General features: G+C 40.9%; 21 protein-coding genes. 5 read left to right on the plus strand and 16 right to left on the minus strand.

What is annotated here, in order from left to right:
• Positions 1-31: 31 nt before the first annotated feature.
• Complete coding sequence (locus tag ACHFIY_RS02215) at positions 32-1081, minus strand: homocysteine S-methyltransferase family protein (RefSeq protein WP_410844414.1); 1050 nt, start codon at positions 1079-1081, stop codon at positions 32-34.
• A gap of 504 nt (positions 1082-1585) precedes the next feature.
• On the opposite strand from ACHFIY_RS02215, the gene kdsB reads away from it, so the two are divergent.
• Positions 1586-2311 (plus strand): 3-deoxy-manno-octulosonate cytidylyltransferase, encoded by a 726-nt coding sequence (gene kdsB / locus ACHFIY_RS02220; protein ID WP_410844415.1) that lies wholly within the window; start codon positions 1586-1588, stop codon positions 2309-2311.
• Positions 2312-2575: 264 nt separating this feature from the next.
• Positions 2576-3751: a thiolase family protein gene (locus ACHFIY_RS02225; RefSeq protein ID WP_410844416.1), complete on the plus strand. Its 1176-nt coding sequence runs from the start codon at positions 2576-2578 to the stop codon at positions 3749-3751.
• Here the strand turns inward: ACHFIY_RS02225 and rsgA are convergent.
• From rsgA to gpmI, 11 genes are all read right to left on the minus strand, one after another.
• The gene (gene rsgA / locus ACHFIY_RS02230) at positions 3748-4677 is read right to left on the minus strand and encodes a ribosome small subunit-dependent GTPase A (RefSeq protein WP_410844417.1); all 930 of its coding nucleotides are present in this window, start codon (positions 4675-4677) and stop codon (positions 3748-3750) included. The genes ACHFIY_RS02225 and rsgA overlap by 4 nt on opposite strands.
• A 53-nt stretch (positions 4678-4730) precedes the next feature.
• Complete coding sequence (locus tag ACHFIY_RS02235) at positions 4731-6152, minus strand: murein hydrolase activator EnvC family protein (RefSeq protein WP_410844418.1); 1422 nt, start codon at positions 6150-6152, stop codon at positions 4731-4733.
• 59 nt (positions 6153-6211) lie between these two features.
• Complete coding sequence (lolB1, locus tag ACHFIY_RS02240) at positions 6212-7030, minus strand: lipoprotein insertase outer membrane protein LolB1 (RefSeq protein WP_410844419.1); 819 nt, start codon at positions 7028-7030, stop codon at positions 6212-6214.
• 159 nt (positions 7031-7189) lie between these two features.
• On the minus strand, positions 7190-7636 hold the full coding sequence (dut, locus tag ACHFIY_RS02245; RefSeq protein ID WP_410844420.1) for a dUTP diphosphatase: 447 nt from the start codon (positions 7634-7636) through the stop codon (positions 7190-7192).
• 57 nt (positions 7637-7693) lie between these two features.
• On the minus strand, positions 7694-8494 hold the full coding sequence (gene proC / locus ACHFIY_RS02250) for a pyrroline-5-carboxylate reductase (protein WP_410844421.1): 801 nt from the start codon (positions 8492-8494) through the stop codon (positions 7694-7696).
• Between the two features lie 59 nt (positions 8495-8553).
• A complete protein-coding gene (locus ACHFIY_RS02255) occupies positions 8554-8877 on the minus strand; it encodes an addiction module protein (protein WP_410844422.1) in 324 nt (107 codons plus the stop codon).
• A 496-nt stretch (positions 8878-9373) separates the two neighbouring features.
• Positions 9374-10423 (minus strand): ADP-glyceromanno-heptose 6-epimerase, encoded by a 1050-nt coding sequence (rfaD, locus tag ACHFIY_RS02260; protein ID WP_410844423.1) that lies wholly within the window; start codon positions 10421-10423, stop codon positions 9374-9376.
• Between the two features lie 115 nt (positions 10424-10538).
• The gene (locus ACHFIY_RS02265; protein WP_410844424.1) at positions 10539-10781 is read right to left on the minus strand and encodes a hypothetical protein; all 243 of its coding nucleotides are present in this window, start codon (positions 10779-10781) and stop codon (positions 10539-10541) included.
• A gap of 196 nt (positions 10782-10977) precedes the next feature.
• Positions 10978-12105: a hypothetical protein gene (locus ACHFIY_RS02270; protein WP_410844425.1), complete on the minus strand. Its 1128-nt coding sequence runs from the start codon at positions 12103-12105 to the stop codon at positions 10978-10980.
• Positions 12106-12355: 250 nt separating this feature from the next.
• Entirely contained in the window at positions 12356-13120 is a 765-nt protein-coding gene (locus ACHFIY_RS02275; protein ID WP_410844426.1) for a hypothetical protein, read from the minus strand.
• 299 nt (positions 13121-13419) lie between these two features.
• Positions 13420-14937, minus strand: coding sequence for a 2,3-bisphosphoglycerate-independent phosphoglycerate mutase (gene gpmI / locus ACHFIY_RS02280; protein WP_410844427.1), 1518 nt, complete (start codon positions 14935-14937; stop codon positions 13420-13422).
• A gap of 431 nt (positions 14938-15368) precedes the next feature.
• Here gpmI and ACHFIY_RS02285 point away from each other — a divergent pair, with 431 nt between their 5' ends.
• Positions 15369-15785: a DUF4783 domain-containing protein gene (locus ACHFIY_RS02285; RefSeq protein WP_410844428.1), complete on the plus strand. Its 417-nt coding sequence runs from the start codon at positions 15369-15371 to the stop codon at positions 15783-15785.
• 163 nt (positions 15786-15948) lie between these two features.
• On the opposite strand, the gene ACHFIY_RS02290 is transcribed toward ACHFIY_RS02285, so the two are convergent.
• Positions 15949-17142 carry a carbamoyl phosphate synthase preATP-grasp domain-containing protein gene (locus ACHFIY_RS02290; RefSeq protein ID WP_410844429.1) on the minus strand — a complete coding sequence of 398 codons (1194 nt, stop codon included), beginning with the start codon at positions 17140-17142 and terminating at the stop codon, positions 15949-15951.
• Between the two features lie 367 nt (positions 17143-17509).
• Between ACHFIY_RS02290 and ACHFIY_RS02295 the strand changes: the two genes are divergently transcribed.
• Entirely contained in the window at positions 17510-18334 is an 825-nt protein-coding gene (locus tag ACHFIY_RS02295) for a segregation and condensation protein A (RefSeq protein ID WP_410844430.1), read from the plus strand.
• A 713-nt stretch (positions 18335-19047) separates the two neighbouring features.
• Here the strand turns inward: ACHFIY_RS02295 and ACHFIY_RS02300 are convergent.
• The 3 genes from ACHFIY_RS02300 to recN all read right to left on the minus strand — a co-directional run bounded on the left by ACHFIY_RS02300 (position 19048) and on the right by recN (position 22106).
• On the minus strand, positions 19048-19281 hold the full coding sequence (locus ACHFIY_RS02300) for a (4Fe-4S)-binding protein (protein WP_410844431.1): 234 nt from the start codon (positions 19279-19281) through the stop codon (positions 19048-19050).
• Between the two features lie 199 nt (positions 19282-19480).
• Positions 19481-20320, minus strand: coding sequence for a polysaccharide deacetylase family protein (locus ACHFIY_RS02305; RefSeq protein ID WP_410844432.1), 840 nt, complete (start codon positions 20318-20320; stop codon positions 19481-19483).
• A gap of 130 nt (positions 20321-20450) precedes the next feature.
• Entirely contained in the window at positions 20451-22106 is a 1656-nt protein-coding gene (gene recN, locus ACHFIY_RS02310; RefSeq protein WP_410844433.1) for a DNA repair protein RecN, read from the minus strand.
• Between the two features lie 727 nt (positions 22107-22833).
• Between recN and ACHFIY_RS02315 the strand changes: the two genes are divergently transcribed.
• Positions 22834-24234, plus strand: a complete 1401-nt coding sequence (locus tag ACHFIY_RS02315) for an Ig-like domain-containing domain (protein WP_410844434.1) — start codon at positions 22834-22836, stop codon at positions 24232-24234.
• The last annotated feature ends 206 nt before the right edge of the window (positions 24235-24440 follow it).

A 24440-nucleotide genomic window follows, 5' to 3' on the forward strand; every position in this document is an offset into this window, starting at 1 on the left:
ATCCTTGTGAACCTTGTGGTAAAAAAAATCGCTACAAAACCGCTTCTAACACTGGTAGCGGCCTAGGTTGTATTTTTCTTACTCCGTGTGCAATATGTTTTATATGGTCTGGCGTTGTGCCACAGCAGCCGCCTACTATGTTTACCCAGCCATTGTTGGCCCATTCTTCAATAAAATGTGCGGTTTCGTGCGGTTGTTCATCGTATTCACCCATTGCATTTGGTAAACCAGCATTAGGATATGATGAGGTATAACAAGCTGCAATACTGCTCAACTCCTCAATATGTCCTCTCATTTCCTGCGCACCTAAAGCACAGTTAAGCCCAATACTAATAGGGTTGGCATGTTTTACCGAGATATAAAAAGCCTCCAGAGTTTGCCCACTCAATGTACGCCCACTGGCATCTGTAATGGTTCCGCTAATCATAATCGGTAAGCCTTCTTGCCCACCCTCATCCCCTAAAGGGGGGTTAGAAGGATTATTGCGGTAATATTGCTTAATAGCATAAATAGCCGCTTTAGCATTTAAGGTATCAAAGATGGTTTCTATCAATAAAGTATCTGCCCCACCTTCTATCAAACCTTTAATTTGTTCAGTATAGGCAGCCACTACTTCATCAAAAGTAACGGCACGGAAACCGGGATTATTTACATCTGGCGATAAACTTAGCGTTTTGTTCAGCGGGCCAATGGCTCCCGCCACAAACTTGGGCTTGGTATCTTCGGGGTGCAACTGGTAATATTTTTCAATCGCCTTTCTCGCACATTGTGCAGAAGCCACATTCATTTCATAAGCTATCGCTTGCATGTCATAATCAGCCTGTGCAATAACCGTACTGCTGAACGTATTGGTTTCAATAATATCTGCCCCTGCTTCCAAATATTGCAAGTGGATGCCAATAATTACCTCTGGCTTGGTAATACTCAGCAAGTCATTATTGCCTTTTACATCACAATGCCAGTCTTTAAAACGTTCGCCACGGTAATCCTCTTCCTCTAGTTTGTGGCGTTGAATCATAGTACCCATTGCCCCGTCTATTACCAATATTCTTTTTGCTAATTCTTCTTCTATCTTGTGCATACAATACAATTTTAACCCCGTCAAATCCCTGAAGGGGTAAGTAATAAAAAAACGTTTATTGTTCCCCTTTAGGGGATAGGGGCAAACTTTGAAGGGGAACGAAAGCAACAAATCCGGTGTGATAGCGTGGAGATGAGAATCGTTTATTAGTTCAAAATTTTTATGCAGGGTTGAACAATAAACAAATCCGCCTGCTACTGCAAAAGTAACAGGCGGATGGGGATTTACCAAATCTATAAGGCAATGAGCAGGCTAATCGCATTAAATTTTCATAATCATTTTCCTATAATCCAATATCATAAGCTGCTTTGAAGCTCTTGTGCTTTACTGATATTTTATTTCCTTTGTCCCTTTCTAAAAGTACTATGGCTGTTTTAAGGATAATGTTGCAATTGTTTGCTGCACAACGCCAAGCCGCTTTAAAAGCTAGGTGGATTAAAAAAATGTATGCCGCATCTAAAGCATCTGCTGCATCTTTGCCCTAAATAATGGCAACTGCAAAAAATGAAAATTGTAGCAATGATACCAGCCCGCTATGCGGCTACTCGTTTCCCGGCAAAGCTGATGCAGGTACTGGGCAGCAAGACCGTTATAAGGCATACCTACGACAATACAGTTGCTACCAATCTTTTTGATGATGTATTTGTAGTTACTGATAGCGAAATCATATTTAATGAAATAACCCATCATGGCGGCAAGGCTGTAATGAGCATGAAGCAGCACGAAAGTGGCAGCGACAGGATAGCAGAAGCTGCGCTTGCAATGGATGTGGACATAATAGTAAACGTGCAGGGCGACGAGCCTTTTGTAAAAAGAGAACCGCTTGAAAAACTGATCCAGGTATTTGAAAATGATTTTGGCAATGAAACACAAGTGGCTTCGCTAATGCAGGTGCTAACCAACCAAGCATCGATTGCTGACCCAAACTATGTAAAAGTAGCGGTGGACAGGAACATGAACGCCCTTATGTTTAGCCGCTCTGTAATACCCTATAACCGGGATGGCAAAATAACACCTACTTATTACGAGCATATTGGCGTGTACGCATTTAGGAAACTGGCATTGATAAAATTTACCAACTGGAGCATGACGCCCTTGGAGACAGCAGAAAAAATAGAATGCCTCCGCTACTTGGAAAACGGTGTGCAAATGAAAATGGTGGTTACCGACTACATGGGCGTAGAAATAGACACCCCTGAAGATTTGGCCAAAGCAAGTTTGCTGCTTTAGCCACGAAGGCACGAAGACTCAAAGTGGCAATAAGGAAAAAAGGAAGAAGACGATTAAAAAAAATTGCTTTAGTAACGTTACAGGAAAAACTATCAATAACCTTTAAGATTCTTTGCTTTTTGTGCCTTTGTAATATAGCTAGCTTCCAAACTTCTTTTTCTTCGTGCTGCTTTGAGCCTTCGTGACCATAAATAATTTTAACACCAATATAGTGCATCAAAGGAGCAAAACCTTCGCTACATTTGATACCTAATTGTGTTTGCCATGCAAGAAGCCTATATAGTAGCCGGCTACCGTACCGCCGTGTGTAAAAGCAAGAAAGGCGCATTCCGTTTTTTCCGCCCAGACGATTTGGCTGTTGAAGTAATCAAAGGCCTTACGGCATCCCTCCCCGAATTGGAATACCATAGGATAGACGATGTTATCGTAGGCAATGCCGTACCGGAAGCAGAACAAGGCCTGCAGTTTGGCCGCATTATTTCTGCACGAGCCTTGGGCATAGAAGTGCCGGGCATTACCATCAACCGTTATTGTGCCAGCGGGCTGGAAAGTATTGCGATGGCTACTGCCAAAATACGCAGCGGCATGGCAGAATGTATTATTGCAGGCGGTACAGAAAGCATGAGCTTGGTGCCCGCTGCCGGCTGGAAAACCGTTCCTAGCTATGCCATTGCCAAAGACGAGCCGGACTATTACCTGAGCATGGGGCTTACCGCCGAGGCAGTAAGCAAAGAATACCATATTAGCCGCCACGATCAGGACGAATTTGCTTTCCATTCGCACCAAAAAGCAAAAACAGCCATTGAAAACGGCTATTTTAAAAGGGGCATATTACCCATAACCGTGGAACAAGTTTATTTGGACGAAAAAGGCAAAAAAGCCACCCGCAGTTATGTGGTTGACACAGACGAAGGCCTGCGCGCTGATACTACGGTGGAAGCATTGGCTAAGCTAAAACCTGCTTTTGCCATGGATGGTACCGTAAGCGCTGGCAACAGCAGCCAAACCAGCGATGGAGCCGCTTTTGTAATAGTAATGAGCGAGCGGATGGTGAACGAGCTACGCATAAAACCCATTGGCCGCTTGGTTAACTGTGCCAGTGCAGGCGTGCATCCACGCATTATGGGTATTGGTCCTGTGGCTGCTGTGCCAAAAGTGCTAAAGCAAGCCAATATGAACCTAGCTGATATTGATTTAATAGAACTGAACGAAGCATTTGCCAGCCAAAGCCTTGCCGTGATAAGAGCATTGGGCTTGGATGTCCAGAAAGTAAACATTAATGGCGGTGCAATAGCCCTAGGCCACCCCTTGGGATGCACAGGTGCAAAGCTAACCATACAAATACTTAACGACATGAAACGCCTGAACCATAAATATGGCATGGTTACCGCCTGTGTAGGCGGCGGGCAAGGTATTGCTGGTATTATTGAAAGTTTCTAGCCCCATTTGTTTTCTTTCAGGCTATCTACAATGTTTAGGTAGCTAACATACCTTTCGGTAGATATACTGCCAGCGTTCACGGCATCTTTTACCGCACAGTCTTGCTCGTTGAAGTGCATACAGTTGTTGAACTGGCAATCATTAACCAATCGTTTCATTTCGGGGAAGTAACCACTTACCTCGTGCCTTTCAATATCGGCTAATCCAAGTTCCCTGATGCCTGGGGTATCTATAACCTTGCCGCCAGTAGGCAGGTCAAACATCTCGGCAAAAGTGGTGGTGTGCAGCCCCTTGCCGCTCCAGCCGCTTACTTCTTGTGTTTTTAAGCTTAGTTCAGGAAAAATGGCATTGATTAAGGTTGATTTCCCCACGCCGCTATGCCCACTGAGCAGGGTGGTTTTGTGTTGAAGCAATGCTTTTACTTCGCCAATGCCTGTGTTTTTCATTACGCTGGCCAATAATACAGGGTAGCCAATGGCTTCGTAAACACCTTTAATTTCCAGAAACTTATCCATTTCTTTTTTGCGGTAAAGGTCGCTCTTGTTAAAAACGATGATGGCAGGCAGGTGGTACATTTCGCAAGCAACCAAAAAACGGTCTATAAACCCCGTGCTTGTCTTAGGGTCTTTTAGCGTTGCAAAAATAAGTGCTTGGTCCAGGTTAGAAGCAATGATATGCCGCTGGTGCTTGTGCCTTGGGCTAGCACGGGCCACATAGTTGTGGCGTGGATAAATATGCGTGATGGTGGCAGTATCTTCCAGTTCGTTCTCTATTTCTATATCTACCTCATCACCTACGGCAAGGGGGTTGGTAGTGGTAATGCCGTCTATCTTAAAAATCCCTTTTATACGGGCATTATAAGTTTTGTCTTCGTGGGTTTTTACCACATACCAACTACCGGTAGATTTATAAACTAATGCCTTCATGTAGTAGCGAAGATATGCCTAGCAATTGAAAAAATGTATCGCTACAAAACAGTTTAGCGTCTCTTTAGCCAATTCTCTGGGTTTTGGAACTGCTTCCTGTCGTTCAATACTTGGAACTCAAATTGGCCATCACCATCAAAGTCAGCAGCTACTTTGCCCAGTATAGTTCCAGATTTTACTTGATCCCCTACTTTTACGTTTACAGACGATAACATGTTGTAGGTGGTAAAATATTTACCGTGTTTTACCATAACTGCTTGGAACTGGTCAAGGTCCATCACCGCCGTTACTTCGCCTTCTGCCACGCATTTAACGGATGCACCCACGGTTGTTTTAATAAAAATGCCATCATTGTCGGCTATTAGTTTGGTGCCTTCTATCTGCTGGCGGCCAAATTGCCCATAAATCCTTCCCCCATCTAATGGCCAAGGCAAGCGACCCCTGTTTTTCTCGAAATTCAAAGACTCAGTTAGCCCCTCTGGCGTTGATTCAAAAGAGCTGTATGCACGATTGTTTTTGGGTACTGCCGTAGTAGCAACGTCAGTGCTTTTGCTGTCTTGCGAATCGTCAACGGGCTTTGCAGGCCTTGAAGGTATCGTTGGGTTATTTGGCGCAGCATTATTGTTTTTAGCTGCTGCTATTTCCCTGTCCCTTGCTTCTCTTTGCAGTTGTGCCTGCCTTTTTCTTTCTTCTTCCGCTGCTTTCTGGCGTGCTATCCTTGCCAGCCTTTCTTTTTCGGCAGCTTCTGCTATTGCCCTCTTAATAGCTGCATCAATAGCAGCCCGTAACCGTAGCTTATCTTTTTCTCGTTGTTTTATTTGCGCAGCAATATCTTTTTCTTGGCTTTTCAGTTGTTTTACTACTTGGTCTTTTTCTTTTTTGTCGTCTTCCAATACCTTTAGCTGGCTACCCTGGTTTTCCAAAACAGCACTTTTTTCGTTGCGGTTGCTGTTCAGCGTGCTCATGGTCGATTGCAGCAAAACCTGTGTTTTGTTAATTGTCTCTGCTTGTGTTTCCCTGTACTGGCGATAGCTTTTCAGGTACGTCATCCTTTTTAAAGCATCATTGAAGCTTTGTGCCGAAAACAAAAAGTTTAAATAATCGTAGCTGCCCCTGTTTTTATACGCAAACACAAGGCTCTGCCCATACTGTAGCTTTAGGGTATCCAGTTCTTTTTTTAAGCGATAAATTTGTATTTGATTTTGGTAAATGGTTTCTGTAAGTAAATGGATGTCTTTATTAATGTTGTTAATCAAAGCTTCCCGTGCTGCAATTTTACGTTTTACCATGGCGTACTCGCCCAAGGCTGTTTCCTTGTTTTTTTTTATGGATTGCAAGTCATTGTTCAAGTCGGCCAGTTCTTTCAATAGTTGCTGCTGCTGTTTTTGCAAGTCTTCCCTGCTTGGCGGCTGCGCCACTAGGGGCTGCAAGCCCAAGGCAAAACAAAAACAAAGTATCAGCAGCTTATTAATCATCAGTATTTTATTATTGGTTTTATTTATCCCATTACTATAACGATAAAATTGAGCTTAAATTATCTGGCTTTGTAATTTTTTGGTATATTAAAGGTATAATTTAACGGTTCGTTAAAAGAATACTGCTTAAAATCGAGGTTAATGTCCAATTTGTATTTTTCTGCCACAGACACGCTTCGGTAAGTTGCAAACTGCAAATTGCCTTTTGCCTCATAATTGCTGTACGTAATATCACAGGTACGGTTGCGCTGAATGTCCACATCATCCATTTTAGAATGCAATAGTTTGTAGTCTGTATTATCAAGCGTCAATAAATTTTTAAAGAAAGTACCAATCATCAGTACCAATAAATGGTCATTAGATGGCTTGTACGATACTACATTGGTTGTAACAAATATGGGGTTGCCAATTAATAAATCTTGTAGCGTATAAAAGTCAAAAGGTATCTGCGTTACTTCGTTTATATAGCTTATGCTCCTGCGTTGAACATATTTGTCTATTTTGTTTACTACTATTACACTATCAATGGTTATTTTGGCTTGTAGGCCCACAATGCCCAACGGCCCTACTACTTGTATCAGTATAATACTGTCTTTCTTCATTTTCACATAAGCAGTAGCACCTTGACTGGTTTCCTGGCCTTGGTAATCAACTTTTATTTTAGCATTAAAAGTTGTAAAGTCAATTTTGCGCTTGTTCACCTTGTCAAGCATGTCATTAATCAATGCCAAGGTATCTACTTTAGGTGCTTCTTTTATGATAACCGTTTGCACTGTATCTTTTTTGCTAATGGCATTGTTTAGCGTTTGTACTTTTTTAACGGGTTTACACGAAAAAACAAGGATAGAAAGCAATAATAAACAGTAAAATTTCTTCATTATTAATAATAGCATGTAGGCTGATTGGTGTTTATATTTTTTGCGGCAAATAATGGAGGCCACTAATCGTTGCAAAAGGTTTAAACTGTCTTAAACTCTTATAAACTTTGTGCTTCTTTGTGTTTTAGTGCCTTTGTGCCAGAAAATTACGCTGCGAAGTTACAGTTTTCCCGTATGCCCAAAGCCACCTGCCCCTCTTGTAGTTTCTTTTAGGCTATCTGTAGGCAGCCATTCTGCTAAAGTAACGGGCTGTATTACCAATTGTGCAATGCGGTCGCCATTGGAAATAATTTGCACTTCATTGGATAAATTAATCAATATTACTTTTATTTCCCCCCTATAATCTGCATCTATTGTACCAGGCGTATTCAAGCAAGTGATGCCCTGCTTGATAGCCAACCCACTGCGTGGCCTTACTTGGGCTTCATAGCCTAAGGGCAGTTCTATAAAAATGCCAGTAGGTATCAATTGCCTTTCCAACGGGTTTAAAGAAACTGGCTCGTATAAAAAAGCCCTCATGTCCATGCCCGAAGAACCGACAGTGGCATAGGTAGGCAGTGGATGTGGCGAGGTATTGATAATAGGGATGGTTATTTTTTCTTGCATAATATAGTCATAAGTGGTAAGTCATAAGTCGTAAGGAAAAATCGTAGGAGGGAGTAGCTACATGTCGCTCAATATCTTCTTATAACTGGTTACAATGCCTTTTATCAGCGAAGAACTAAAACCCTGGTGCTCCATTTCGTTCAACCCTGCAATGGTGCAGCCTTTAGGCGTGGTTACTTTGTCTATTTCTTGCTCCGGGTGGGTATTCTTCTTCAGCAAAAGCTCGGCAGCCCCTTTTACAGTTTGTGCGGCTATCAATGAAGCGGTGGCTGCGCTAAACCCAATCTCAATGCCACCTTGTATATTGGCACGGATATAGCGCATGGCAAAGGCAGTGCCGCAGGCACCTAGTACAGTAGCTGCATCCATCAATTTTTCCTCTATGAATACCGATTTGCCCAATTGGTTGAACAAATCGCCTACAAAATCTTTTTGTTCTTTGGTGGCATTGCTCTCGCTAATGCAGGTCATACTTTCTTGTATGGCAATAGCTGTGTTGGGCATGGCACGGAAAATAGCAAAGGCTTTGCCCAACACTTCTTCGATGTCTTTTACCCAAATACCTGTTACCACGCTTACCAATACATGCTTTTCAGGGTTTAAAACAGGCAATAGCAATGCCAGCACATCCTTTATCTGAAAAGGCTTTACGGCCAATATGATATAACCGGCAAACTCAGCAGCATCTAAATTGTTGCTGCTGATGGCTACGCCCCTTGATTCCAGGACTGAAAGGGTGGCAATATTCCTTTTGGTAACCAACAGGTTGTGAGGCTGTATAAACCCACTATTCACCAAGCCTTCTGCAATGGCCGAACCCAAATTCCCGCCACCGATAATGGCAATTTTTTTATCCATTTAAAAAATATAAAGCAACGATTAATAAAAATTTTTAGTTGGTTTTGGACTCATATCTTTTACCAAGCAAACCCTTTGCTTTCACCGCTATTTAATTTCCTGCTTGCCTCCTCTGTTTCTTCTATCCATTCTTTCTTTCTTCTTTCTTGCAAATAGTTATGTGCCAATGCCTTTGTTTCTTCTAAAGTCATACCCTTATCTTCCCCAGTCTCTAACCTCCTGCTTCTCTCCTCGGCTTCTTCTATCCATTCGTCTGGCACTACAAAGCCGTCTGCTTTTTGTGTGCCGTATGCAACGGCAGTTTCTATTAGCAAATCGGTAAGATGGTCATCTGCTTGGCCAATCAAGAAATGTAATTCTTTCTTTTTATTGGTAGTGTCCATAAAGTTTTATTTTATAGTTCCAAGAGTCTCGTATTTATTGTAATCATTGGGCAAGCCTTTGCAAAGTGTTACCAAATTGAGCTTTGAATTTTTCATAAATCCCTTCAATATCAATGCTATTTTCTGTTTCATAGTTATTGATTAATTCATTGATTTTTCATCAAATCTTCGTCTTCAATTTTTGAAATCCTTGTGATTACCTCTTGTTTTTTTATTTCTATTGCGCTCATTAATTAATTAATGATATGTATGGAATCATAAAGTTAGTGCTATATCTAAATTGCAAATCACGATTGTGCTAACCGCCTTAAAGCATTCCCATATTGACTTTTTATCATTTCATACATTTCCTCTGCAGAAAGCACGGGCTTTTCTTTTTTTAATATATCCAGCACTTCTTGCAATACTTTTTCATTGCTGGTTGCATCAACCAGCTTGGCTACTTCTTGTTTTTTCAGCTCCTATGCACTCATAACATTACATTTAATACCCAAATTTAATAAATTTTCCCGGCAACAAGGTAATTTCTTACATAGTCGCCCACGCCTGCTTCCAAGGTATAAAATTCATCCGTATAGCCTGCATTGCGTAGCTTTTGCATATTTGCCTCTGTAAAATACTGGTACTTGTCCCTGATGTCTATGGGCATATCCACAAAAGCTATGTTGGGCTCTTTATCCATACCTCGGAAAGTAGCAGCAGCTAAGTCGTAAAAACTACGAGCTGTGCCGGTACCTAGGTTGTAGAGACCTGAGCTTAGTCGTAAGTGGTCAGTCGTAAGTCGTAAGTCATTTACACTTTGGTTTTGACTTACGACTAATAACCAATCAATCACCTTCACCAAATCTTTCACATACACAAAATCTCTAAGTTGCTCGCCGTCTTTAAAATCGTGGCGGTGGCTTTTGAATAGTTTTACCAGCCCATCTTTTTTTATCTGGTTGAATGAATGCCAAATAACGCTTGCCATCCTTCCCTTGTGGTATTCGTTAGGGCCATACACGTTAAAAAACTTTAAACCTGCCCAAAAAGGAGGGGTTTCCGTTTGTTTTAATGCCCATTTGTCAAATTCATTTTTGCTGATGCCATAAGGGTTCAGGGGCTGTAATTTTTCGGGTAATTCATGGCTGTCGTCATAGCCAAGCTGCCCGCTGCCATAAGTAGCGGCAGAAGAAGCATAAATCAGCGGTACTTGGTTAGCTGTGCAGTAATGCCAAACATCCTGAGAGTAGACTACGTTTAGTGCTTCATGCACGGCATAGTCAAATTCTGTTGTGTCTGTCCTTGCACCCAAATGTATAAAACAATCAATTGTGGGGTTCTCCCTTTCCAGCCATTCAAACAAGCCTTGCCGCTCCACAATATGTTCAAACTGTTTTCTTTCCCAATTAACACGTTTGGCTTCCACGCCAAAATCATCTACTAGAATCAAATTGGTATGCCCTTGCTCATTTAAGTATTGTGCCATGCAGGAGCCTATGAAACCTGCTGCTCCTGTAACAATGATGTAACCACAATTAACAGCGGCTGTATTATTATCTGCCATAAATATATTGTATTTGTAAAGGGGCTATTTAACGCTCGAACTCTTTTAATTGCCACCCAAAGAAATATAATTTGGTCGAGTGCTAAAGGGCAGGCATAAAGCACCGCCCCTACGGTTATTTCAAAGACATCTGTGTATAATAAGGATGGTCTGGGTTCACGATTAATTCCAGCCTTAATGGGTGTAGCAATACATCCATTCCTTCCATTGTTATTGCCCCAAGCAATATTTCATTGTCGCCAGCAAGCACCATTGCCTCGCAAAGGGTAGGTCGGTTCTTGAATTTCAATTCAATAGGGCCTACAACTTTATAATCTTTTGTTTCCCCATCTGCATTTTCGCCCCTTCGCATTTCCAAAACGGGCAATTGTAGTTGTTCTTGTAAACTTTATTTGATGCAAAGCATATATGCACCTGTATCTACTAGTGCATTTACAGTAACACGCCTTATTTCTTCTTCGCCCATGTGGTAACGGCTAGCCAAGCCAATATCTTCGGCATTAATCAATTCTATTTCAGCATAAATAAGCCCATATTGTATCTATTTTTATTGGTTAAAAGAACAAATCATCCTCAAAATCTACGGGTGGCATTAAATCATTCATTTTTATCTTTTTCATTTCCTTTTTTAAAAATGCTACATCAGCAAATACTTCTGCCTCATGTTTTAATCTTTCTATGTCTTTTTCTATTGCCAATCTTTCTCCGCCTATCCGTATTTCCATGTAATCCCAGCCATTCCTATCGAACAGGAAATGTGCTTGCTGGCTGCTTATTTCGTGCTTTATGACTTTTAGCTTGTCGCCCAGTTCGGTTGACTGTTGCTTTAATATGCCTATGTATTGTTTTAATACGGCATTGTCTGCATTTTCCAGAAAGCCTAAGTTTGCTGAATATTTTATTTGTAGTTGCAACAGCTTATAAAAATTGTTTTCATCATAGGCGCTTGTTACATCTTTTAACGCCGATTCCTTTTCCTGTTTCAATTGTTCGTTTGCTTCTGTGTCGGGATGCAGGGTTTTTACGAGCGACAAATAAATTTGCTTCCAGGACTTGTTCAGCTTTTCCGCGGCAGCCTTTGCCTTTTCCGATATGCCGCTGGCGTGTTTGTTTTTCCGCCTAAAATTGGCTTCTTCTTCAAATCCTGTTTTTGCCCCATGCATATCCCCCTTCATCTTCTCCAGTATTTTCTCCTGCACCTCTTTATAATTGAAGTCTTCCATGCTGTCAATATCAATGTCAATCCCAAATTCGGCTAGCATCGATTTCATCATCATCTTGCCCATGGCCATTTCTTGAGGCGACATATTTTTCATTTGCAGTTTATGGTGCTTCTCAAAAATGGCTAAAAGCTGGTTGGTAAGCTCCCCGTGGTCTTCATCGCCCGAAATGGTACTTAAATTTATGATTATCTGGCTTAGCTTTTCTTTTTCTTTTTTGGTAAACTTTTCCTGTTCAAACATTCTGTCCAGCATGGTTGCATATTGGAGCTTTACCTTACATTTTTTCTCGCTCAAACCACCAATGGCAGCTTGCATTTTTGTTACAAACGTTTTTAGCCCACTTTCTAGGTATTCTATTTCAGCGGTACGCTTTTCTATCAGTTTCACCAGTTTGTTGAAACTTTCCTGTTCTTTGCTTAACTTTTTTGCAGCCTTTATCTGCAATATACTTTGTGGCATTTTTCTTTAGTATGTATTATAGAATATTTACTTATTGTATTCCAATTTGGCTATAATCTTAACTCATATTGCACAATACAATACGCCAATTATAAATTTTCAAGTATTTTTTACTCAAACCTTGCTATTTCAACTATCAAATAGTTGGTTATACCTACAAATTCCAAGGTATTTTTTGTTGGTTAAGAATAAACGGCGAGCATTTTTTACTATATGCTTAAATGGTATATTTATACCTAAGCAGAGCCACTTAAAGCACAAAATGCTCTACCTGAAAAGTAAACTCACGGATTAGCCTTGCCAGCATAGGCCCGTCGCTGATAATATGATCCAGCGAAAGCGTAATGCCTACCATGCTGCCATTAGGGTTGCCTGCATTGTTTGGGGCTTCTTTAAAAGTGCCTATAAACATGCCTGTGGTATGAAAATGGCTAGGTACGCCAAAAGAGAGTACCCGAGTGTTACCACTGTGGATAGTAGAACTAAAATACACATTCCCCCCATAGTCTTTCCTTAGCAGTGGGCGGCGCATCATATAATTATAAAACCAGTTGCGGACAAACTGAGGCAACTTGAAAAAGAATTTTTCTGCTGGCGAAATTTCCTTTTTTATCAATGTAAGGCTTTTTAAAGCCGCTTCCAGCTCGTACACGGTTTTTTTGTTGATGCCCCTTACTACTTTGTGCCATAGCATTTTTTTATTGCCCTGGGTTATTTCAAACGGGAAAAAAGCATCGGCCTCCTCAAAGCGATATAGCTTGTTGCCACGGCCACGCAAGGCAAAGGCTTCCCTGTATTTGTCTAGCGTGCGGGCATAGCAATAAAACAGGCAGGCTAGTACTGAAACAGGCTCCTTCTGTTGTTTCTTGGCTGTTTTCACCTGTTCCCTTATGCCAGAAATATCTATCTCAAACAAGCCATGCATTAGTTTCACATGCTTGTTGAACAAAGCCCCATCGGCAGCCATTGTTTTTTCAACCGAGAACGGCTCAACTGTATATTTTTTTTCTGCCATTTATACCACTGATTAAATGATTTGCATGATTTTAATGATGGAAGCCCTTGAGTTTAAAGCGTTTTATTAAAATCATCTTCGCAAACCCTTTTCTGATGAATATAACTTGATTGATTATACCGCTCGGGTGCAATTTTAAGCAATTTGCCACTAAGGCACAAAGTCTCAAACAAACACTAAGAAAAAAAGAAGCAAAAAAGGATGAATATCTTTCTTTTTCTACTTCCTTTAAAACTTTGTGCTCCTTTGTGTCTTCGTGCTTTAGTGGCAAATTAATATCTTACTAAGAACAACGCTTCCTAATCCACCAATATATCTCCTGTCATTTCTTTAGGTATAGGCAAGCCCATTACTTTTAGTATAGACGGGGCTATATCGCCCAGTTTGCCCGCTTTTACAGTGCCGTGCCATTCTTTGTCCAATACAAATAGAGGCACTAGGTTCAGTGAGTGCTGCGTATTGGGGCTGCCGTCATCGTTTACCATGTAGTCTGCGTTGCCGTGGTCGGCCGTCAGGAAAACAGTATAACCATGCTCCAAGGCGGCAGTTGCTATCTTTTGCACGCAGGCATCTACCGTTTCCACCGCTTTTATTACTGCGCTAAAAACACCGGTGTGACCTACCATGTCGGCATTGGCAAAGTTGAGGCAAATAAAATCGGCACTTTCCTTTTCTATTTCAGGAACCAATTTTTCTACCAGCTCATTAGCACTCATTTCGGGCTGCAAGTCGTAGGTAGCTACTTTTGGGCTTGCTGCCATTATCCTACTTTCACCTTCGAATTCTTTTTCCCTGCCTCCGCTAAAGAAGAAGGTAACATGCGGGTATTTTTCTGTTTCGGCTATGCGTATTTGTTTTTTGCCATTGGCTGCCAATACTTCGCCAAGCGTATTGTTGAGGTTGTCGTTTTCAAACATCACGTTCACGTTCTTGAACGTTTTGTCATAATCCGTCATGGTGGTATAATACAAATCCAGTTTGTACATTCCTAAATCAGCATGGTCTTCTTGCGTAAGTACATGCGTAATTTCCCGACAGCGGTCTGTGCGGAAATTGAAACAAATAGCGGCATCGCCCGCTTTTATCTTCCAGTTTTCCTTGATAGTGGCGTTGATAATTGGCTTGATAAATTCATCGGTTACACCATTGGCGTAAGATGCTTTTATTGCCCCAGCAATATCGTCCGTTGCTTCGCCTACGCCGTTTACCAGTGCATCATAGGCCAGTTTCACACGCTCCCAGCGTTTGTCCCTGTCCATGGCATAGTACCTGCCTGTTACGGTGGCTATCTTGCCAACAGTAGTATCTAGGTGTTCTTGCAGGTTTTTGATAAAGCCTAGCCCGCTTTTAGGGTCGCAGTCACGTCCATCAGTAAATGCGTGGATATAAACTTCGGATAGGCCTTGCTGCTCGGCCACGTCAACAATTGCTTTTACATGCGATGTGTGCGAGTGTACGCCGCCATCGCTCACCAAGCCCAGCAGGTGCAAGGGTTTGTTATTGTCTTTCGCATATTGAATGGCAGCCAGCAGTTTTTCGTTGCTAGCCATTTCGCCCGTGCGAATGGCTACATTTATCCTTTGCAGCTCCTGGTACACCACCCTTCCTGCACCTAGGTTTAGGTGACCCACTTCGCTGTTGCCCATTTGCCCATCGGGCAGGCCTACTGCCTCGCCGCAGGTTACTAAAGTGCTATTGGGGTATTTTTCATATAACGACGAAACGAAAGGCACGTTTGCGTTTTGAATGGCGTCTGCCTTTTTGCTATGGCCAAGCCCCCATCCGTCCATGATGATTAATATTGCTTTCTTGCTCATGCGATAAAATTACAAATTTTGTTTTTACTCAACGCATAAATTGCCACAAAGGCTCAAAGACTCAAAGAAGTACTAAGTTTTAAGGAAAGTAACGTTTCCGAAATAACTTTTCCCATTTAGTTAATTTCTAAAAGAATATTTAACCACTAAGAACACAAAGATTTTGCGCAAAGAAGCACAAAGAGAGCTCTTTTTAAGGTAAAACGTTTCACTTTAAGAACACAAAGAACAGGTCAAATAGACTTATAAAATGAAAAAAGCCTTATTCGGAAATGGGGAAAGTAATTTTAAAAGTATTACAAAGAAGAAATACAAAGCATTTAATCTTTCTTTCCTTTCTTAGTGCTTCTTTGAGACTGCGTGGCTTTGTGGCAAATCCCCCCAGTAGTAACCCAAATTGTTTACATAGAAGTAAAATTAAATTTATTGGCATGTTTTTAGCTCAATTATTTATGCAAAGGGAAATAATGAAAAATTTAATGCTTTTTATAGGTTTGGGGGTAATTTTCTCCTCGTTTAGCCATGTGGACAATGCTACGGCTATTATCAATGCCCTTAAAGTAGGCAATGCGGGAGAGGTAAGCAAGTACTTTGATAATTTTATAGACTTAAAATTGCCTGAAAAAGACGAAATAAAAAACATAGGAAAAAATCAGGCTGGCATTGCCTTCGAAAGTTTTTTTAAAGACAATGGGATTAAAGGTTTTGATCTTACAAGCCAGCGGGATATGAACGGTACCATGTACCTTGCTGGCAAGCTGCAAAATGGAGGGAAAGGTTATAGTATTACCATTTTGCTAAAAACAAAAGATGCCAATCAACAGGTGATAACCCTGCGGATTAATTAAAACGAAATTTATTTGCCACAAAGGCACTAAAATACAAAAAAGCACAAAGGGTTAAAGTAAAAAAGAAAGACAAGGTATCCAACCTTTTTCTTTTTTTCCTTAACCCTTTCTTCTTAGTGCTACTTTGAGTCTTTGTGCCTTCGTGGCAATAAATATGCTAACATTACCTGCTCAAATTCATGCTTCTTTCCTTGTACAAAGTCCTGAAATAAGGATCCCTAAGGTCTTTGATAAAACGGATAGCCTCGCCTGTGCTTTTCATTTCTGGGCCCAGCTCCTTGTTTACGCCTGGGAATTTGTCAAAGCTAAAAACAGGTTCTTTAATGGCATACCCATCCAGCTTTTTCTCAATGGTAAAGCCTGTAAGCTTTGCATCGCCTAGCATTACCTTGGTGGCAATATTCAAATAAGGTATGCCGTATGCTTTTGCTATAAAAGGTGTGGTACGGGAAGCACGGGGATTGGCCTCAATGACATATACCTTGTCGTTTTTAATGGCAAATTGTATGTTTATCAATCCTTTGATGTTTAATGAACGGGCTATTTTTTCGCTGTAAAACTCCATGGTAGTAATAACCAACGGGGTAAGATTGAAAGCTGGCAAAACGGCATTACTGTCGCCACTATGTATGCCTGCTGGTTCTATATGTTCCATCACGCCCATCACATGAAAGTTCTCGCCATCAAAAATGGCATCTACTTCTGCTTCTTGGCAGCGGTCTAGGAAATGGTCAATCAAAATTTTATTGTCTGGTATATGCTTCAGCAAGCTGATAACAGCACTTTCTACCTCTTCGTCATTAATCACGATACGCATACGCTGCCCGCCTAATACATAGCTAGGGCGAACCAATACAGGGTAACCTACTATGTTGGCTACCTCCACCGCTTCCTCGGCAGTATAGGCAGTGCCATATTCGGGGTAAGGTATTTCTAATTCTTTCAACAAATCGCTAAAGCGGCCACGATCCTCGGCAATGTCCATGCTATCGAAGCTGGTGCCTATAATTTTAATCCCTTTTTGGTGCAGCCTTTTGGCGAGTTTCAAGGCCGTTTGCCCACCCAGTTGAACAATAACGCCTTCGGGTTTTTCCAGTTCTATTATTTCCCACAGGTGTTCCCAAAAAACAGGTTCGAAGTATAGCTTGTCAGCCATGTCAAAATCGGTGGAGACTGTCTCTGGGTTGCAGTTTACCATGATGGCCTCGTAGCCACATTCTTTTATAGCCAACAGGCCATGCACACAGCAATAATCAAATTCAATGCCTTGCCCAATCCGGTTGGGGCCACTGCCTAAAACAATTATTTTCTTCTTAGCCGAGGGGATAGATTCGTTAAAGTTCAATGTATTGCTCATTTTTTTAAAATTGTGCAAATGTAATGGCACAAGTAGTTAATGCAGCAGCTAAATATTTGCAAAAGGGAATATTTAATATTGAATTATGATCAATTAGTAACGTTTCCGAAATAACTTTCCCCAAATGACTACTACTCATGTTCAAGTTTGGTTAATCTGCCGCGAAGGCACGAAGACACCAAGACATACAAAGTTTTAAGGGATAAAAAAGAAACAAAAAGGGACTAGTTGTTTTTCATTTTTTCTTAGTGCGTCTTCGAGGCTTGGTGGCTTTGTGGCAAAATAATACCTTGGTAATAACCCCTTCTTTTATATTTGTTGTACTTAATAGCGTATCAGCTATTCAGGAAGAAACAACAACACAAGCGTGAACACAACGAATTATCAAATAAAACTGGAGCATTTTGAAGGCCCGTTCGACCTGTTGCTTTTCTTTATAGAAAGGGACGAGTTGGATATTTACAATATCCCTATTACCAAAATAATGGATGACTTCCTAGGGTTTATCCATACGCAGGAAAAACTGAACATAGAGCTTAGCAGCGAGTTTATCTTGTTTGTTTCTACCCTTATGCGTATCAAAGCCCGCCTGCTGCTGCCACGCAAGGAGATAGACCCAGATGGCAACGAAATAGACCCAAGGCAGGAACTGGTAGATAAAATACTGGAATACAAGCGGTTTAAAGAAGCATCGGAGCAAATGGCCCAACTGGAAACCTTGCGGATGGCCATGGTAAAAAGGGGCAACCTATACAGAGAGCTGTCTGCCATTGGCGAGGAAAGCGGCGAGGGCACGGAGATACAAGCCATCACCATGTTTAAGCTGATGAAGGCTTTTGAAAAAGTGATGCAACGGGTACACGACCGCCAAAACAAACCCGTGCATACCGTAACCCGCTACAACTATACCATGGAGGGCAGCAGGGAACACATGATGGCATTGCTGCAAAAAGACAAAAAAGTGGCTTTTGAACAAATATTCCAATTGTGCCAAGATAGGGTACATGCCCTTTTTCTTTTCCTTTCTTTGCTAGAACTTTCGCAGCAGCGGTACATGACTTTGCTAATAGGCGAAGGGCGGAACAACTTTATAGTAGAATGGAACGATAACAGGGACGAGGAAATAGCCGCCAGCCCTGATATAAACGAAATGGTATTTGAAAATGATGGTGTAGAGGCAGAGAGGCAATAGGCAAAAAGGATTTGGGTGCATTTCAAATCTTCGCTTTTTATTGCCTTTTTTATTTATCAGAAAGATATATAATTGATTGGTGATAGGCGTACCTTAATTCCCGATTTCACCCCAACCCTCTCCAAAAGGAGATGGAGCAAGAACAAACGAGGGAATAAGAAAGAACTAAGCGAACATTTGAAATGGATTTTTTTCTTCTTTTTCAGTGATTTATTTTTTTTCGTGTTTATCTTTTTGCATTTAACTCATTGATATTCATCTGGTTATGTTTTTTTAGTCTCATTTTTTATGATAATTTAAGTGAATTTTATGATAATTTATTGATAATGGAATGATAGTTTTATTATAGTAAAATGATAGTTTATTGATAAGAAACTGATAAGATTTTGATAGTGGATTATCATTTTCCTAAGCCAACTAACATCCGATTCGGGAGGCAAGGCCAAGATGGCCCTAGTTCCCCTATTAATGTAAAATTGGCATGATTAAATATATAGCCCAAAATAAAAATCCTATATGGGGGAAATATGCCCCCATAAGCATCCAAAATTTCCCCCATATAGGATGCTTTTTATACCTAGATTTTGCAGTTAAAATCTATTGAAAACAACAAAAAACGAAATTTTGAAATGCTCCCAACAGTAACAAAGAAACTGCTGAACTAGATGATTTCGTAACTTGGTAGCTTTTAATCGACACGAATCCTCTTTGCCTCATTTTGCGTCTCCCTTATAAAAACTCAATGCACCACTTGGGCATTTGCTTATCTGGGTTATTATCTCCTCTGTGGTGGCAGCCTCTGGGTTTATCCATGGCTTTATCATGGGGTTAAATACTTTGGGCAAACCAGTTGCGTGTTTCCAGCAGATGGTGCTGTGTATGCACATGGCAGGCTTCCATACTATCGTTATCTCCCCATTGGTATATTTTTTAGTAATGTCTTTCATGCAATTACTTTTTTTATTACTCAGGTGCAAGTTTGGTTAATCTGCCACGAAGGCACAAAGACACGAAGATGCACAAAGTTTTAAAGGAAGAATAAGAAAGGAAAAAGAAGAAAATTAATATTATCAATACCCTTTAAGTTTGTTTTCCTTCCTGCCACTTTGAGTCTTACTGCCTTTGTGGCAACTTTAAGCACTTGCACTATTTTGTTTTCTTGTTCAGCGTGTCTTTTGTAGCGTATTTAATCAATGGGTAGTGGTCTATGGTTTCAAACACATTCCTCGGGTCGCTTTTCAAAATATTGATAAACTTAGTCAGCGAATCGGCATATTGTGGCTTGGCAAACATCCTGTCATGTGCCAATATTACAATGGCATTGGGCGCAACCGTCAGCGCATCTTCAAACATGCCGTTCACCTCTTTTACCATTTCCTCTGCGCCTTGTACTGGCGTGCTTCCTTTTATAAATCGCCACTCCACATCCCAGCCTATAACGCTATAGCCAAGTGCATCTAGCTTATCATAAACAGCCGATGTAGATTTAGGCCCTTTCTTTTCACCATCCAATACCCAAGAATTATTGCCTGGTAGCCTGATAATTTTTACGGGTATTTTATATTCTGTTTCTACCCTCTCAAAATCTTTCACGGCACTATCAGGATGGGTGTAAAAATCCTTGTATTTATTGTTGAACCCATGCGAGTAGCTATGGTTTGCCAACAAAAATTCCGGGTAGCTATTGCGTATTTCATCTACCAACCTGCGCCTTCTCAGATCGAAACCATGCATGCCCACGGCAAAAAAAGTAGCTTTTACCCCTTCTTTATGAAAAATATCTTTACAAACCACTGTTCCTGGGGGTTGTGGCGAATCGTCCCAAGTAAGGTAAATGTACCTTTTGCTGCTGTCAAATTTTATAGGGTCGCCAGGTTTGGGCTTCGGGGCTTCTACCTTTTTTTCTTCTTCTTTCTTGGGTTCGCTTTTGCAACCTGCTGCCACTATCAAAGCCAGCAAGCCAATGGAAATTGATAATAATTTCATAGTTGGTAAATTGATGATATACCAAATATAAGCTATTGCTAAAGCTTTTCCATTAAAATAAAGCGATGGTTGAAAACTATTTTGCTTTGTGGATATATGCACATTATTGGCTTGGTTCTGCCTTATACATTCATCCCCTTACCATCTCCCTTGCATTCTCCAACGCCGCTGCTGTGGGCTTTTCCCCACTAAGCATTTGGGCAATGGCATTGATGCGTTCTTGATCCGTTAGTAAACGGATATTGGTTTTAATCGTATTTCCTTTGTTTTCCTTGTACACGAAGTAATGGGCATTGGCTTTCCCGGCTATTTGTGGTTGGTGGGTTATGCAAATAATCTGGCGGTTGGCAGCTAGGCTTTTCATAATAATTCCTACCTGCTTGGCGGCTTCGCCGCTAATGCCTGTGTCTATCTCGTCAAAAATCATTGTGGGTAGGTCAATGCTTTTTGCTACTAAAGACTTAATGCAAAGCATCAGCCTGCTAAGCTCGCCGCCGCTGGCCACTTTGCGTATGGGTTCAAAACGGTTGCTTTTGTTGGCATCAAACAAAAATTCTATTTCGTTGCTGCCAAATTGGTTCAGCGGCACCTCTTTAATATCTACTTTCAGCCGTGCATTGGGCATGCCAATTTGTGCCAATAAGGTGTTTACATCTTTTTCCAAAGGGCTGGCTTGCTTCTTTCTTTTTGTGGCAAGCCCAGCGGCAGCGGCATTTGCTTGCTTAAACAAAGCAGCCGCTTCTTTTTCTTTTGCAGCAATAGCCCCATCTATATCTAGCACTGCTTGTAATTTCTTTTCCAGCCCATCCTTTATCTTTAATAATTCACCCGTGGTAAGCACCCCATGTTTTTTAAGCAGCTTGTAGCCTATAGATAAGCGGGCGTTTATTTCGTCAACACGTTTTTCATCAAAACCTATTGTTTCGCTTATTTGTTCTGCCTCGTTGGCAATGTCTTGTAATTCTATATGTACAGATTGTAGCCTTTCTACTAGCAAAGGCAGGCTAGTATGAAAAGCCGAATAGCCGTTCAATTGGTTGGCCAGTTGCTTTACTGAACTGGTAATGGGCAGCTCGCTGCCTGTGATATCAAAATAGGTTTTTACCAAGGCGGTTTTTATGCCTTCGCTATTGCTTAGCAATTGCAGCTCGGTATCCAACTCCTCTAATTCATTGGCTTTCAACCCTGTTTCTTCCAGTTCATCGTATTGGAACTGGAAATAATCTAGTTCTTTATTAAAGGAAGATTTTTGGAGTTCTAATAATTGCAAGTCTTTACTGGCGGCCATCCATTGCTTGTACGCATCAACATAAGTTTGCAGCAATGGTTGGTTGCCCGCCAGGGCATCTATTACCTCCCTTTGAAAAAGGGTATCGCCTATTTCTAAAGTATCAAATTGCTGATGCAAATCAACCAAGCAACTGGCTAGTTCTTTTAATTGTGCAAGCGTGGCAGGCGTATCGTTTATAAAAGCCCTAGACTTGCCATTGGCGGCTATTTCCCTGCGGATGGTTAGTTCTTCTTCTATATCCAAATCATGGGTACTTAAAAAGGCTTTCACGGCTTCTTTTTCTGTTACTAAGAAACTGCCTTCGATAAAACATTTTTTGTCATTCTTGAGCAAAACGCTACTATCAGCCCTTTCGCCTAAGATTAAGCTAAGGGCACCAATTAAAATACTCTTGCCTGCCCCCGTTTCACCCGTGATGATATTGAGGCTTTCAGAAAATTGTATGTCAATTTCATCTATTATAGCGTAATTCTGAATATGTAATTTCTTAAGCACCTGTATGAAATAGTTGATTTGAAGAAAATGGGAACAAACAATTGGCAAAAATAAGCGGTATAAAGCAAAAGGCTACTAATGCGGTGAATTCAATTAGCCACTAAGGCAGGAAAACATAAAGAGGACTTTTAACCACAAAGCACGCAAAGTTTTTTCGCAAAGAAACACAAAGAATATCCTCTTTTAGGTAAAACGTTTCGCTTGCCCCTAATCCCCTGAAGGGGGCAAAGAAAACACAAAGAACGGTGAAGCTGTACTAGTAAACAGTAAATGGATTTATGCGTAGCGTAGTTGAATTTTGCACTAAAAAACCCATGATTCTTATCATCATAGATACAAAGACTTAAAGGAACACAAAGAAAATCAAGAAAAGGAAAATAAAAAAGAAGCAGATTTATGTTAAGGATACTTTTAACCCGGATTTTGCAGTTGAAATCTATTGCAAGACTCAACTACTTCAAACACAAGCATTTGCTTGATTTTTTGGCCTTGCCATAGTACACTATGTTTTCTACCAAAAATTCGGCTTAAATACTTGTATTTATTGAATTTGAGCCTTTCATAACGAAGTCAACTGCATAATCTGGGTTTAAAATAACTGCGTCTTTGTGTTGCTTCGTGTTTTTGTGCCTTCGCGGCTACAAATAATCCTTTGGGGATTTATGGCAATATTTATGATTTCCACTTATCCCATTCCTTATAAGTTTGCAATAGCTAATTTTGATACATGAAGAAAGGGGTACTATTTTTTGGTTTAATGCTTGTAATAACTGCAAAAATGCTGATACTTGCTGGTTGCGCAGGTATTATACCGCCAAGTGGGGGGCCTAGAGATACCATTCCGCCCAAGCTGCTAGTTGCCTTTCCAAAGGATAGTGCCACTTATGTAAAAAGCCAAAAGATAGTACTCTCGTTTGACGAATTTGTAGAGCTGAAAGATTTCCAGCAAAACGTATTGGTATCGCCCAACCCAGTAAAAAGCCCGCTGGTGGATTATAAATTGAAAACAATTACGATTAAGCTGCGCGATAGCCTAGAGCCGAACACTACTTATAGCATCAATTTTGGCAATGCCATTAAAGATATTAACGAGGGTAATGTTTTCAAAGAGTTTACCTATACTTTTTCCACAGGGGCAACACTGGCCGATGGCACTTTCTCGGGCAAGGTAGTGCTTGCCGAGACTGGGAAATATGACAGCACCTTGATAGTGGTGCTGCACAACACACTACACGATACCGCTATCTATAAAAAAAGCCCAAGGTATTTGGCCAAGGTAACAGGGCAAGGGCTATTTGCCTTTAAAAACATAGCCCCGGGCAAATACAATGCCTTTGTACTCCCAAATGATTATTCAAAAAAATACGACGACAGCACCAAGCTATTTGCTTTTTTGGATAGCACTATTACCATTAGCAATACAACGCCCCCAGCTACTTTTTATGCCTACGAGGAAGTGAAACGAAAAGAAAAAGCACCTGCCTCCAATAACAATAAGGGAAAAGATGCCCCGAAAGAAGACAAAAGGCTGAAATATATGACCAGCCTAGAAAGTAACCAACAAGATTTATTGACTCCCCTTACAATTACTTTCAACAGGAAACTAAAACTGCTGGATTCTTCTAAGATAACCCTTTGCGACACTTTTTACAACCCTTTGCCAGACATGGGCATTCAGTTGGACACTACTAGCCTGATAGCCACCCTAAGCTACCCATGGAAAGCAGCAACAGATTTTAGACTAGTGATAGAAAAACAAGCTGCCAAGGACACGAATGGCGCTTACCTGCCAAAAGGCGACACGCTAAAATTTACTACCCGCAACGAAGCCGACTATGGAAGTATAAAAGTACGGTTTAAAAATATTGACTTGAAAAAGCACCCTGTGTTGCAGATTGTATCGAACGACAAAATACAAGAAAGCGTGCCGCTGAAAGATGCAATTTTTAAAAGGAAATTATTTAAGCCCGGCGACTATATGCTACGAATATTACTGGACGAAAACCAAAATGGCGTGTGGGACACAGGCAACTTTAGCAAAAGGTTGCAGCCAGAAAGAGTGCTTGAAAAAACATGGAAGCTAAATGTGAAAGCCAACTGGGACAATGAAATGGATATAAGTTTGTAGGTTGTTTTTGCCACGCAAGTAAATTGCCACAAAGACTCAAAGGCTCGAAGATGCACGAAGAAAAGAAGAAGAAAAGGGCTTTCTTTTCATGGCAGGAACAAAAATTATTTAGCGTCGATTCATCAATGCCGTAGGCATGGCTTATTGGTAGAAATATAACAAAAACGTAGATAGAGTAGCGTAGGCACGACATATTCGTGTTTCTG

Source organism: Parasediminibacterium schistidii (assembly GCF_046546515.1).
In the GTDB taxonomy this organism is placed as follows: domain Bacteria; phylum Bacteroidota; class Bacteroidia; order Chitinophagales; family Chitinophagaceae; genus Parasediminibacterium.